The 14,548-nt window shown below is 37.5% G+C and carries 9 protein-coding genes; 4 read left to right on the forward strand and 5 right to left on the reverse strand.

Annotated elements, in window-relative coordinates; translation table 11 throughout:
• The first annotated feature begins 29 nt into the window (after positions 1 to 29).
• Positions 30 to 758, forward strand: a complete 729-nt coding sequence (locus QTL86_RS00130) for a hypothetical protein (protein WP_127067632.1) — start codon at positions 30 to 32, stop codon at positions 756 to 758.
• Positions 759 to 928: 170 nt separating this feature from the next.
• Here QTL86_RS00130 and QTL86_RS00135 read toward each other — a convergent pair whose 3' ends face one another.
• Positions 929 to 1,768 carry an undecaprenyl-diphosphate phosphatase gene (locus QTL86_RS00135; protein WP_410496136.1) on the reverse strand — a complete coding sequence of 280 codons (840 nt, stop codon included), beginning with the start codon at positions 1,766 to 1,768 and terminating at the stop codon, positions 929 to 931.
• Positions 1,769 to 1,975: 207 nt separating this feature from the next.
• Between QTL86_RS00135 and QTL86_RS00140 the strand changes: the two genes are divergently transcribed.
• From QTL86_RS00140 to guaA, 3 genes are all read left to right on the forward strand, one after another.
• A complete protein-coding gene (locus QTL86_RS00140) occupies positions 1,976 to 2,488 on the forward strand; it encodes a DUF6106 family protein (RefSeq protein WP_127067631.1) in 513 nt (170 codons plus the stop codon).
• A gap of 692 nt (positions 2,489 to 3,180) precedes the next feature.
• A complete protein-coding gene (guaB, locus tag QTL86_RS00145) occupies positions 3,181 to 4,635 on the forward strand; it encodes an IMP dehydrogenase (protein WP_013658296.1) in 1,455 nt (484 codons plus the stop codon).
• A gap of 248 nt (positions 4,636 to 4,883) precedes the next feature.
• The gene (gene guaA / locus QTL86_RS00150) at positions 4,884 to 6,425 is read left to right on the forward strand and encodes a glutamine-hydrolyzing GMP synthase (RefSeq protein ID WP_410496137.1); all 1,542 of its coding nucleotides are present in this window, start codon (positions 4,884 to 4,886) and stop codon (positions 6,423 to 6,425) included.
• 405 nt (positions 6,426 to 6,830) lie between these two features.
• Here guaA and QTL86_RS00155 read toward each other — a convergent pair whose 3' ends face one another.
• Genes QTL86_RS00155 through QTL86_RS00170 form a run of 4 tightly spaced genes read right to left on the reverse strand, consistent with a single transcriptional unit; the run spans position 6,831 to position 14,545 of the window.
• Positions 6,831 to 9,179: an alpha-galactosidase gene (locus QTL86_RS00155; protein WP_410496138.1), complete on the reverse strand. Its 2,349-nt coding sequence runs from the start codon at positions 9,177 to 9,179 to the stop codon at positions 6,831 to 6,833.
• A gap of 24 nt (positions 9,180 to 9,203) precedes the next feature.
• Entirely contained in the window at positions 9,204 to 10,616 is a 1,413-nt protein-coding gene (locus tag QTL86_RS00160) for a glycoside-pentoside-hexuronide (GPH):cation symporter (RefSeq protein WP_410496139.1), read from the reverse strand.
• Positions 10,617 to 10,637: 21 nt separating this feature from the next.
• Positions 10,638 to 12,101 carry a DUF6937 domain-containing protein gene (locus QTL86_RS00165; protein WP_410496140.1) on the reverse strand — a complete coding sequence of 488 codons (1,464 nt, stop codon included), beginning with the start codon at positions 12,099 to 12,101 and terminating at the stop codon, positions 10,638 to 10,640.
• The gene (locus QTL86_RS00170) at positions 12,101 to 14,545 is read right to left on the reverse strand and encodes a glycoside hydrolase family 2 protein (protein ID WP_410496142.1); all 2,445 of its coding nucleotides are present in this window, start codon (positions 14,543 to 14,545) and stop codon (positions 12,101 to 12,103) included. The genes QTL86_RS00165 and QTL86_RS00170 overlap by 1 nt, the downstream gene beginning before the upstream one ends.
• Positions 14,546 to 14,548 lie beyond the last annotated feature (3 nt).

Here is a 14,548-nt window from a genome sequence, read left to right on the forward strand (position 1 = left end):
GATAAAAATAATAATAAGAGAGGGAGAATATGAGAAAGTGGTTTGCTAGTATAATCTTAATGGCTATACTCATTACAAGTAGTATAGGATGTGGAAAGGTACATATAACTTTAGGGGATAATAAAAGTGAAGAAGAAAAAATGGAGGAAGAGATTAATAAGGTATTAGAAGATAACTCCATTGATGAGAGTCTAGAGGAAATGCAAAAAGGAATAGATGCTGTTAATGGGGAATCAGAGGAAGAAGAACAGAAAGAAGACATAGAAGAAACGCAGCAGAAAGAAGAAAAGAAAGATAATAGTAAGACTGTAACTAAAAAGTCTATAGATGATTATAGCGTGGATGATTATATATATAGTGAAGATGATGATATGCCTTATGTAGAAGGTGAGATAGAAGAGGTGGATTTAATAGCAGAAATTATCCAGGGAATGTATAGTGGAGATGAAAGTTATAAAGAACATTTATTGACCTATGAATCAGGAGAATATATACCAATTACTGATGAGGATATAAAAGCTATAGAGAAAGAGTTAAAATTAATTAGAATTTCTTTAGAGTTAACAGAGAAACAGAAAATTGATACAAAAGTATTCAAAGTAGAGTATGATGGATTTGCGACTTTTGAAGAGGAAGCAGGTTGTCACCTGACTGTAGGATATTATATGTATCCTGAAGGAGCAGATAGTTATACGTATCAGTTTTGTGCATTTGATATTATAGATGTAAATGGTGAAATGAAAGCTATTTACTATTAAATCAAACGCTATATTAAAGGTTAAATATTTATAATAAGCAATACAAATAAAGCAGCTAAGAGGATTAATAACTCCTCTTAGCTGCTTTATTTATTACTGGTAGTCATGGTAAATTGGGATGAATGAATAGTGAATTTAATGAAATTATAGTATAGCCTATCAAAAAGATATTAAAATAGCCCAAGCATACCAACGCCTAGTACAACAAAAGCAAAAATGATACGGTAGATAGCAAAGACTTTCATTGGCTTCTTTTGAAGGTAAGAAATGAAAGAACCAATAACCGCTAAGGCCACAATGAAAGAAACTACAAAGCCAATACCAAGGGCAATCCATTCACTTGCTAAGAGCGTTCCTTGAGCTTTTAAGATATTTAAAAGTGCTTGGCCAAACATAACTGGAATGGCTAGGAAGAAGGAATACTCAGCAGCAGCTACAGTTGAAAAACCAGCTACCCAACCACCTATAATAGTGGAAGCAGAACGAGACATACCAGGCACAATAGAGAGTACTTGGAATAAACCTACAATAATGGCCATTTTAGCTGTGATTTTAGTAGTAGACAGAGAAGTGGTTTGATTACCACGTAATTTGCTTTCTGCATACATCATCCAAAGACCACCTACAAATAAAGCACATGCTACGACAAGAGGATTAAATAGCTTTTCCTCAATTAAGTCATTAAAAGGAATACCTATAGCAGCAGCAGGAACACATGAGATGACAATCATAAGCCAGAAATAAAGACCACTTTTTTCGAAAGAAACATTTTTACTTGGAAACAAATGAACAATAGTATCCCAAATTTTCTTACGATAAAGAACTAGCACAGCTAAGATAGCGCCAAGTTGAATAACCATGGTAAACATATTAGCAAAAGCTGTGTTATCTGAGAATTTCAATAGGTTACTAAAAATAATAAGATGACCTGTAGAGGAAACCGGTAAAAATTCAGTTAGTCCTTCCACAACACCTAATATAGCCGCTTTTAATGCAAATAATAAATCCACTTTACAAATCGCCTCCTAAATCGCATTTGTTTATAATTTTTATACATAACTAGTTTATAATAGTTTATGAAAACAAGCTATCAAATTATTACATTTACTGATAATATTATAATTATAAAAACAATAACAGTAAATGTTGAAAAAATAGAGATTCTATAGTATTTTTATTATAGAGAATAAGAGGCGAAAAAGGAAGGGTAGAAGAATATGTCAGAAACATTTAAAGAGTATCTCATTAAGCAAAAGAAATCTTCAACTGATATTTTAGCTCAAATCGGATTAGTTGTAGCAACAATTATTCTGATAGGAGTTGCTTTTATGTTGGGTGGGGATTTTATAGGGCCGATTCTAATTGTAGGTATCCTATTTGGAGCAGGCTTTTTATTTAGCAGATTTAGCAGGGAGTATGAATATATTTTAACTAATAATGAATTAGACATTGATGTTATTTATAATCGCTCAAGACGTAAAAGAGTAATGACGATTGATATGAAAAAAATCGAGATCATGGCCAATATTAAAGATGAGCGTCATCAATCAGAACTTAATAAAGGATATAAAGTAGTTAATGTAAGTGATAATTCAAAAGATGAGAATACATATGTTATTATGACACAAACCCCAGCTAAAGGGGCATGTAAGGTAATATTCTCACCTAATGAAGCTTTTGTAAATGACTTATTCAGACAAGCACCTAATAAAGTTTTTAAGAAAATATAATAATAATCAATAAAGAAAGGGAAACTATTTTGTAGGTTCCCTTTCTTTATTGATTATGGAAGTAGATTGATTACTGGGTTAATCAATCTGACGTAGAAGGAATTTTCACATCGTAAGCATAAGCGTACTCAAGTTAAGGTTTCTAAACTATTCAGCCATATAAGCTATGAGGTAATAAATAGTTTCTCTCATTTCTAGCATTATAATACGAAAGTTACTATATATCCTAGTGACTGAATAGCTATAAAATTTTATAGTCAATGAATATTCGATAAATACAAGGTATAATAGAAGATATTCTGAATTTAAGAATACAAATGTATGCAAGTGACGTACAAATAAGGGGCTAATCACATTCGTTTCTCTTGCTTAAGGTAGAGAGTAAGCTATAAAATAGTTACTTCTCGTCAAATAAAATCTATGAAAGGACTTATATCGAAATAGTATAAAAAAGATGATTAGTAGGGCAATTGCGTCCATTAGAGAAGTAAATAAATATATTTTTCTACAATAGGTTTATTAGAATTAAAAAAGAAATAAGCAAAATAAACAAGGATAAAAAGGATGTCCGTCACAACTTGACAATACCTTTGAAAATGTGATAAAGTGTACAAAATATATCAATATTATTTTAACGTTCGAGTTTTTATTCAACAATAAAAACTATTAGCACAACTTTAGGAGGCCAAGCAATGTCTAAGATTTTAAAAGAAGGTATCACATTTGATGATATCTTACTCGTACCTAATTATTCTAATGTATTACCAAAGGAAGTTTCTTTAAGTACAAAACTGACTAAGACGATTACATTAAATATTCCATTCATGAGCGCGGGAATGGATACAGTAACTGAAGCGAGAATGGCAGTTGCTATTGCACGTCAAGGTGGTATCGGAATCATTCATAAAAATATGTCTATTGAAGCACAAGCTGAAGAAGTAGATAAAGTAAAACGTTCAGAAAATGGCGTTATTACAGATCCATTTTCACTTTCTCCAGAACACTATGTATATGAAGCTAATGAATTAATGGCAAAATACAGAATCTCAGGTGTACCTATTACAGAGGGAACAAAACTCGTAGGTATTTTAACGAACCGTGACTTACGTTTTGAAACAGATTTCAACCGTAAAATTAAAGAAGTGATGACAAGCGAAAATCTTATTACAGCACCAGAAGGGACAGACCTTATGGAAGCTAAGAAATTACTTGCTGAGCATCGTATTGAAAAATTACCTCTTGTAGATGCAGCAGGTAACCTCAAAGGCCTTATTACTATTAAAGATATTGAAAAAGCAATTATGTACCCTAATGCTGCAAAAGACAAACAAGGACGTCTTTTAGCGGGAGCAGCAGTAGGTGTAACTATGGATTTACTTGATAGAGTAGATGCCCTTGTAAAATCTAAAGTTGACGTTATCACAATTGATACAGCACACGGACATTCTCAAGGGGTGTTAGATGCCGTTAAGAAGGTAAAAGCAAAATACCCAGAACTTCAAATCATCGCAGGAAATGTAGCAACAGCAGAAGCTACAGTAGCACTTATTGAAGCTGGTGCAGACTGTGTTAAAGTAGGTATTGGACCAGGTTCTATCTGTACAACACGTGTTGTAGCAGGTGTAGGTGTACCACAAATCACAGCAGTAGAAGATTGTGCAGCAGCAGCAGCTCCTTATGGCGTACCTGTTATTGCAGACGGTGGTATTAAATACTCAGGAGATATCGTAAAAGCAATCGGTATGGGAGCAAGCGTATGTATGATGGGATCAATGCTTGCAGGTTGCGAAGAAAGTCCAGGAGAAATTGAATTATACCAAGGAAGAAAATACAAAGTATATAGAGGCATGGGTTCAATTGCAGCTATGGAAAAAGGAAGTAAGGACCGTTACTTCCAAGCAGATGCGAAAAAATTAGTACCAGAAGGTATTGAAGGCCGTGTTGCATACAAAGGTTATGTAGCAGACACTATCTTCCAAATGGTAGGTGGACTTCGTGCTGGTATGGGTTATGCAGGTGCAAGTTCTATTGAAGAATTACAAGAAAAAGCTACTTTTGTAAAAATCACAAGTGCTGGTCTTAAAGAAAGCCATCCACATGATATTCACATTACAAAAGAAGCACCTAACTATAGTGTAGATTTCTAAGGCAAAATAATGGGGGATGTTGCATAAACATATAAGGTTTCTCATATCTAAAATATGATTATGTGGCAGCCCCTTCTTTATTAATTAAAAATTAGAAATAAATCATTAATTAGAGATGCTGAAGCGTGAAAAGCTAGCTTGATTATTTATTAGTATGAATTAATAAAGATATATAGTTACGAAATGAATATCCTTAGAGACAGAAGGATGATATAATAGATGGAAGAAAAATCAAGGAGGCAAATGGCATGAATCATGAGTTAGTAATCGTTCTTGACTTTGGTGGACAATACAACCAATTGATTGCAAGACGTGTTAGAGAATGTAATGTATATTGTGAAGTACATCCTTACAATATCAGTATAGAAAAGATTAAAGAAATGAATCCAAAAGGAATCATCTTTACAGGTGGACCAAATAGTGTATATGGTGAAGATTCACCACTTTGTGATAAGGCGCTCTTTGAATTAGGTATTCCTGTACTTGGAATTTGCTATGGCTCACAGCTTACAGCACACCTTTTAGGTGGTAAGGTAGCAACTGCACCAGTTAGCGAATATGGTAAAACAGAAGTAGATATAGACACAGCCTCTAAGTTATTTGCAGGTGTGTCACCAAAAACAATTTGTTGGATGAGCCATACAGACTATATTGAACAAGCACCAGCTGACTTTACTATTACTGCACATACACCAGTTTGTCCAGTAGCAGCAATGGAAAATGTAGAAAAGGGAATCTATGCAGTACAATTCCACCCAGAAGTAATGCATACACAAGAAGGTATGACAATGCTTTCTAACTTCGTTCTTAACATCTGTGAATGTCAAGGCGACTGGAAAATGGATTCTTTCGTAGAAACAACTATTAAAGCACTTCGCGAAAAAGTAGGCAACGGTAAGGTATTATGTGCCCTTTCAGGTGGTGTTGACTCATCAGTAGCAGCAGTTATGCTTTCAAAAGCTATTGGTAAACAACTGACATGTGTATTCGTAGACCACGGTTTACTTAGAAAGAATGAAGGAGATGAAGTAGAAGCAGTATTCGGACCAGAAGGCCACTACGACCTTAACTTCATCCGTGTTAATGCACAAGAGAGATTCTACGAAAAATTAAAAGGTGTAGAAGAACCAGAAGCTAAAAGAAAAATCATCGGTGAAGAGTTCATTCGTGTTTTTGAAGAAGAAGCTAAAAAAATCGGTACAGTAGACTTCCTTGTACAAGGAACAATCTATCCAGATGTTATTGAAAGTGGACTTGGTAAATCGGCAGTGATTAAGTCACACCACAATGTAGGTGGACTTCCAGACTATGTAGATTTCAAAGAAATCATTGAACCACTTCGTCTTTTATTTAAAGATGAAGTACGTAAAGCAGGATTAGAATTAGGTATTCCAGAATACTTAGTATTTAGACAACCATTCCCAGGTCCAGGACTTGGTATCCGTATTATCGGTGAAGTAACAGCAGAAAAAGTACGCATCGTACAAGACGCAGACTGGATCTACAGAGAAGAAATTGCAAAAGCAGGGATTGCAAAAGAAATCGGACAATACTTCGCAGCACTTACAAATATGAGATCTGTAGGAGTAATGGGTGACGAAAGAACTTACGACTACGCAGTAGCCTTAAGAGCAGTAACAACAAGTGACTTTATGACAGCAGAATCAGCTGACCTTCCATGGGAAGTACTTGGAAAAGTTACAACTAGAATTGTAAATGAAGTTAAAGGGGTTAATCGTGTACTTTATGATTGTACAGGAAAACCACCAGCAACGATTGAATTTGAGTAAAACTAACAGCCGTGCGCGGCTTAACAAAAAAAGTAGGGATGAGAGCTCGCTCTCAATCCCTACTTTTTTTGTTAAACCGCATAGGGCGCAGTAACACAGTGAGATGAAGCGAAGCGGAGTCGAACTGTGTTGCGTAGCCCATCATATAGATGGAACGGAGTGGAATCTATATGATGCACGGCGATCGAAGCAATCAATATTGTTAGGTAAGATATAATGTAACAGCGTAGAAGTAAGCGTAAAGCAGTAGATTCACTTTCAAGCCCTACTATAAGCGTGCTAAACTTTATAAACTAGTGTGAGAGTATTATAGTGTCGTTGAATCAAGAAAATAATATTATCAGTCCCTAACATCACAATGGCAAACGATCCATAATGCCACCATTCACTCTATTATAATGGTTATCATTGCTGAGCTTCATCCTCTTCCTCCATAAAATAAATACGGGAGCAAAAGTCCTGAAAATATCTTACCTCATCATTGTAACCTGTTGCGGCAAAGCCTTGTTTTAATTTGATGCCACTATACATAAGCGTATCTCCGTAGACATGGTAAAACTCTGTTTCCCCATCTAGTTTAACCCATTTCGTTAAGATGTTGTGAAGCATCGAATCCTGTTTTACATGAATGGGTGATACCGTATTAATCAAATCACCAAATTCTTTAATGTTATGTTTGAGTTTCCTACCTGAAAAGGTATATCTCTTATCCTCATCAAGCCCTTTTGCCTTAAATATTTCGTGTTGCCAGTTTGCGGTTGTGAGTTTTTGCATGAAAAATCCTACTGATTTACTTTTGTCTGCTGATACCGTATTCCAAGAATAAATATTGCCACATCTTATGCGATAAAACGTTCCATATTGCAGTAGGTGGCGCCATTTTTTATAAAGTGTTACCTGTTCACTGAGTGCTTCAAGCTCTTCTTTCTTCATATCACTCAGATTACACTCGTATCCAAGGACACCAAAAGCCGCCACATTGAATCTGCTTTCAAAAGGTGTGATTCTCAAGGTCTGATGATTGGGGCAGCTACTGACATGACAACCTATGGTAGACATTGGATAACCATAGCTATAGCCGTCCTGTATAGCTAAGCGGCATACAGCATCTGTATTGTCACTTGCCCAGATTTGTGGGAAATAGCAAAGCATACCCAGGTCAAATCGGTTACCCCCTGCAGCACAACCCTCAAATAAAATGTTGGGAAATCTCTCAGTAAGGGTTTTCATAATGCTGTACAGTCCTATGTAATAGTTATAAAGCATTTCACCCTGCCTACCGGAAGGAAGAGAAGGGGAATAATAATCGGAAAAAATACGATTCATATCCCATTTCACATAACTTATGTTAGCAGAGGAGAAAACCTCAGACATACTTTTGATGATATATTCCTGAACATTTGGATTACAGAGGTCAAGAATACGCTGATTGCGGCCCTCGCTATGTGGTTGATCAGGAATGGAACAAGTCCAGTCAGGATGCTCTTTAAAAAGCTTGCTATCTGTATTAACCATCTCTGGTTCTACCCATATACCAAATGCCATTCCCATATCATTAATACGATCTGCCAGACCTTTTAGTCCATGGGGGAGTTTAGAGAGATTAGGGGTCCAGTCACCAAGAGAATGCTGATCATCATTTCGCTCGCCGAACCATCCATCATCCATAACAAACAGTTCTATTCCTGCCTTGGCTGCTTTCTTTGCAAGACGTAGCAGAGAGCTTTCTGTAAAATGAAAATATGAGGTCTCCCAGCTATTAAGCAGTATAGGGCGTTCTTTGTACTGCCAGCTTCCGCGTACAATGTGGTTTTGTACAAAGGAATGAAAGTGATGACTTGCCTTTGTGAAGCCGCAGTGAGAATAAGTCATTACAGCTTCTGGTGCTTCAAGGAAATTTCCCGGTTCTAACCGATAACAAAAACTAACTGGCGACATACCTGTTACAATTCTGGTATGACCGTAACTGTCAGCTTCTATGGCTTCGTAATGATTGCCACTGTATACCAGATTAAAGCCATAAACCTGACCAGAATCTTCATCTGCATTGGGCTCTGTGACAAATACCAGTGGATTGGCCCTGCTACTTGAAGTACCACACTGAGAAGAGACCACATATTTGCCTGCATTTAATCTGGTTGTATGACGCTGCATTTCTCGTCCCCATGCCCCATGAAAAGAGGTTACCTGATAGTCTGTACCAAAAAGCGTAAGACTGCTACTTAACAGCCTATGGACATTTACTGAATCAGAACTGTTATTTGTCAGACAGGTCTGCCTGCAGATCACGTCATCCTCTTCATAAACATAGTAATATAAATCCAGTGTTAAAGCATAGTGCTTATCAATGAGTGTGATGAGTAGTGTACTTACCTCACTGTCTGTGCCATAAGAACCAGGAAGGCAGGTAAAGGCTTTCCTTCCCGGTAATATTTGATGGGAATCATACAAAAAATCACATGTACAGCTTCCGTCTGCATGAACAATTTCCACTAGTGGTTCATTGATATCGCCTTTGCCATAAGAAGAAAATTCAAGTGCGGCATTTTCTAAAGATACACCAGGATTATCCTCAGAATACAATACCGTGTTGCCAGGAGCAAAAGTATGCTTTTCTGTCATTGCATCACTTTCCTCTAGATGAATCTTTCTCCCGTAGTGCAGATGTTCAAGATGACCGTCAGGATGTAACTTAAATACATAGGAAGTGTGCTTTGTGTTTAAATGAAAAAGTCCGTTTTTTTCTTGGATCATAAGGGTCATTCCTTTCTGGTAAGCTTAATGCTTTTGACGTGATTTAAGCTCCTTCGTAATTGACTCCAGTTTTTCATCTGTGAGTATATAATGTTTTTTAAAGACAATAAAGGCTACAAGGAGTACGAGCATAGGAAGTACAGTCATGGTCATGCGAAGTCCGACCACAGAACTGCCAGAGATGGCTGACTTAATGGTTTCATCTGCGCTTATATGGAAGACTGACAGGCAAACAGAAGCAATAAGTGCAGCAATTCCTGATGCAAGTTTAACCACAAAGGTCTGCATAGAAAAGATGACTGATTCATCTCTGCGGTTATTTTTAAGTTCACCATAGTCAACTGTATTCGCCAAAAATACGGTGGTCAGTACGTTAAGTATACCGACTGCTCCAAAAATAAAGAATCCTGGAATCAGAAGCAGAAATACATTTCCCATGCTGGTAAATGAAATGCCTAATAATACAAAATAACCAATGATCGCCATCCCTATGCTGATGTAAAATACTTTAATGGCTTGGAAAAATTTTCGAAGTAATGGGAACAAAATCATCATGGACAAGATCTGTACTGCACCACCGAAGGTGTTAAATATCGTGTAATTGGTTTTCCATGAAGTGCCACCAAAATCGTATTTGAAAAAGTAAATAACAAGATTTGAAGTAATATAGACAGCAGAATTAATGAGAACAATAGCAATGACCATTGTCATGGTTTGGTCATTCTGGATGAGTGATGTAAACATTTCCCTAATCGTTGCCGCTTTCATATCCACTGTGGATTTTTCTTTAATGGCTAGACAGGTAATGATGATAAAGATAAGAAAAAGGATAGCAATAATAAGCGCAAAATATTTAAAGCCTATTCGTTCTATTTCTGTATCAGGTGACCCTGAAGGACACAATAAGCTACCAAGTCCAGCTACTGCTATAACTGTAATAATGGTAATAATAGCACTTCCGACACCTGCACAGGAACGGGCTAGTGTAGACAGATTTTCACGTTCTTTGCCCCCTTTTGTAAAAGCAGGAATCATAGACCAGTAAGGGATATCCATCATGGTATAGGTAACACCCCATAAAATGTAAAACACTGCAGCATAAGTAGTAAGTCCCGCTCCATCAAGCTGTGGTGGTGCCGCAAACATAAAAAACAAGATAATAGCATTAAGCAATGTGCCTATGAGAAGCCATGGACGGAATTTTCCCCATTTTGTTTTGGTTTTGGCTACGATTACGCCCATAATAGGATCGTTAAAAGCATCAAATACTCTGGCCACTAATAAGATAATTCCCATTGCCCATGCGCTTACACCCATAATATCCTGATAGTAGTATAAAACATAGCTGGCAGATAACATGTAAACCATATCTTTTCCAACTGCCCCTATCCCGTAAGCAAATTTTTCTTTGACTGATAAACTTTTTACTGTATCCATAACTGCTACCCCCTGTATTTATTATTTATTTTCCTGTTTCATTGCCATTTCTACCACTTTATAAGCACCATCATAGAGTCCTATGGATTTGTTACGTTTGATGGATTCGCACATAGCTGCAAGAAAGGTGTTATCTTTATAAAATAAATTAATCATCTGCAAGGTATGTGGTATGTCACGACATTCCAGTGTACCATCTCCCATTTCAGCAGAGTGGATAGCACCCCACATTTCATGTTTTCCCACTCTTTTTATAAAGAGCTTTGGCACAGGATAAAATGCAAGCTCACTAGGCTTTGTTACGAGTACATCACAGCTTCTCATAAGCAGATTCGTACAATAAACAGCTTCGAATATATTGTGATGATAGAATGCATGGATGCCTGTGACAGGTCCTTCAAGAGCTTGATTAGCAAATGCCTTGGTATCTTCCCAGTTATCAAAGTGTTCTGTGGCATAGGTAGATAAATCTGGTATCTCCGTAATCAAGGCTTCCCATACATTTTTGTAATCACCTACATTGATATAAAGAACAGCTTTGTTTTTTGCAATGGCAGGTAGTACATGCTTGATAATAGCAGCAAATATTTCTTTTTGCGCTCCTGCACCACCGATTGTTAGAAGAAAACGCATAGGTTCTTTATTGGCTTTTCGCTTCATACGCGCATCACAGTCTGCTTCTATATTTGAGACTAGTTCATGGTCAATATAGTGTCCTGTGTAGACTAAAGAATCGGCAGGAAGTGCATGACAAGTTGATTTTTTTTGCATACCATTGCATATGCGGTAACCCTGATAGGCATTCCAGCACTGAACCGTGTGAATGCTTCCTTCGGCAAAATGAAGTGCCATTGGCCAATTGTCAGGGATAGCATTAATAACCTTTTTCATGCCACTATGTACTGCAGCTTGTGATGGCCATACATGAGTACCTATAAAAGGCATATCTTTGGGGATGTTAGCAAATACAGGGGCCATAAGTTCCGCATTTTTTTGGTCAGAAGCATTATAGGAAAGTGCACGGAAGCCTTCGTAATTCATGGGTTCCCATACTAGCTTATTAAACAGAGAAAACTTAGAAAGCCTTGAGCCTAAAGAATACAATTCATTTTGAGCACTTATCACCTTTGTACAGGTAGTAGAAGGATAGGCGTTCAAATCCATCCAGTAGGGTGTATAACCCATGGCATGTGCTGCTGATGCCATTGCCATAGCAATTCGGTAATGCCCGAATCCCATACGAATATTGCCGACAATAATGCCTTTATCCCTGTCAAAGGTACCACTGGGATCTTTAGGGTCTACTATAATATTCTTGACGCCAAGTAAATCTCCGATATAGGGATTTTCCTCAATAGCAATTTTATAATCGGCGTTAGAATCATCCCCAAACTTTTTTAAATAGTTGTTCTTGGATCTTACTGCTTTCTTATAATCCCTTGATGATATGGGGTTTCCAAATATTACTTTTGATTTATCCTCCATTATAATCCTCCATTCTGATTGGCATTATTTTTACAAGTCACATGAAATGTAAAGGTGACTGGCTCTGTCTCTGGAATAGAAACGGTGACACTTCCATGTCCCTCAGAACCGATGGTCTTAACGTAGCATCCGCTGTACCCCCCTTGAAAAGGTAGGATGTCTGGTCCGATTAATGCGATAGCTCCTTCACAGGTGATGTGTGCGTAGCCTGAATAATAGGGAAGAACATTACCGTATTCATCTGTAGCAGAAAGCCTTATAGAGGCTACATCATAGGTATCGCTTTCCGTCAGCATTTGAGTATTGGTAGTCCCTTTTAAATGGATGCTAGTCATTGGGGCTTTGGTGATAGATTTAACGACTTTGCCATTTGTGATGGCATCAAACCTATAGGTAGTAGCCGTGCCACCCCAGTCTCCGATGTATTGATTATACAGCCTCAAGGCATCTGCTGGTTTCATGCGGTATATAGCCATAAGTGCTAGGGCTTTAAGCATAAGTCTGGGTGTCATACAATCTGCTCCCTTTAAGGCATAAGCGTTAAGCAGGTCTTTTACCAGCGCTTCCTGTCTTGAAGAAAAGTGTTCTTGTTTGCCCATCTTATCACCTATAAAATCATTCATAGTAATAGGTCCATGGGATAAGTGACTATAGGTGCTGTCTCTACTAAAGAATTCCTTAATCAATTCATCATTTTTATAAAACCTTACTGAATCTGCATTGGTGTAGATATAAATATCCCCTCTTATACAGCCAGGATGTTCGCCTATATCCATGGAGGAACTGATCTCTAGTACAGGATTTCTATTACCAAGAGCAGCATACACATAAGCAGCAGGCTTTGGATTGCGGAACATATCCATAACACCGTGATAACATATTCTATCTCCACTACCGAAATCACGGTGAGTATTATAATCAAACATGCACCAGCCAAAGGAACCGGCTATCTCATTTTCTGAGGCAACTGCATCAAGAATATTGGCGTGACGTCTGGCATGTTCCCTTTTGTGTGCCTCATCATCATAGGTTTTAGTAGGATACATATGTCCACAATATTCGGTAATAAGATAAGGTTTATGGTTATCCGATGTAACCTTTTTCTTTGGCTGACAGCCTCTTTTTACGCCATCATGTATAAAATCGTTATAGGTATAGACATCCTCTAATAAGTGGCTATGAGCTATTGCCCTGACACCTCCAGTAGGACGTGTTGGATCTGCTTCGTGAGCAGCCTTATTAGTAGCAAGATAAAAGGCATCGTCATCCTGGGACTCATTTATTCTGACACCCCATAATATGATGGATGGATGATTTCTATATTGTCTGACCATATCTGTTGTATTGATTACCGCCTGCTTTTTCCATGTGTCATCGCCTATATGTTGCCAGCCGGGAATCTCAGTAAATACCAGAAGCCCTATTTCGTCACATCTTTGTATGAAGTGATGTGATTGTGGATAATGGCTGGTTCTTACCGCATTTACACCAAGCTCGTTTTTCAAGATATCTGCATCCAGTTTCTGCATTGAAGCAGGCATGGCATAGCCTACATAAGGATAACTCTGGTGCCTATTGAGCCCCCTGATCTTTAACTTGCGTCCGTTTAAATAGTAGCCGTCTTTCTTAAATTCAGAACGCCTGAATCCTATTGTCGTAGTCACTGTGTCCAGTAACTGGGGTGTTTTTTGCGACATGTCATACAGACGAGTGACTAATTGATAAAGCACAGGGGTATCTATATCCCACAGACTGACATTGTCCACCGTAAATTTCGGATGACAGTCTGAACAGGTGTACGTTGCTAACGGTGTTTTTTCTTCAGATGCACTGTATAATAGTTGTTCTAATTTTACTGGGACATCAATGGCAGATAATGTAATATCACTTGAGAGCTGGGCAGAAACTTTTGTATCTAAGCGGATAGGTTCTGTTTGAGTTATTAAGATTTCTGGTTTTACAAAAATATCTGCAATGTGAAGCGTTGGCTTATGCTCTAAATAGACTTCACGGTATATCCCACCAAATGTCATATAATCTATGACATGACCAAAAGGTGGCTGATTTAATTGCTCATGGGAATCAACCTTTACGACCAGTACATTTGTTTCGCCGTACTTTACGCTAGAACTTATATCTACTGTAAATGCTGTATAGCCACAATAATGGGAATATATTTTGACACCATTCACAAATACATCAGCTTGATGTGCAACGCCTTCAAATGTCACAGCTACATAATCACCGTTCCAGTCTGCTGGAATATCCAGTTCTGTTTTGTACCAGCATGTCATCTGATAGAGGTTTTCATCAAAGTAATGAAAGGGTGTTTCTTTGCAGGTGTGTGGAAGTCTTACTTTCAAGCCTTTTGTAAATCCGGGTTTATGAAGCTCAGGTGAATAGTGTTCTGTAAAAATCCAATGATTGTTTATATATTTTTTCATTAA

Source organism: Cellulosilyticum sp. ST5, from assembly GCF_046529625.1.
GTDB classification, from domain to species: Bacteria; Bacillota; Clostridia; order Lachnospirales; family Cellulosilyticaceae; genus Cellulosilyticum; species Cellulosilyticum lentocellum.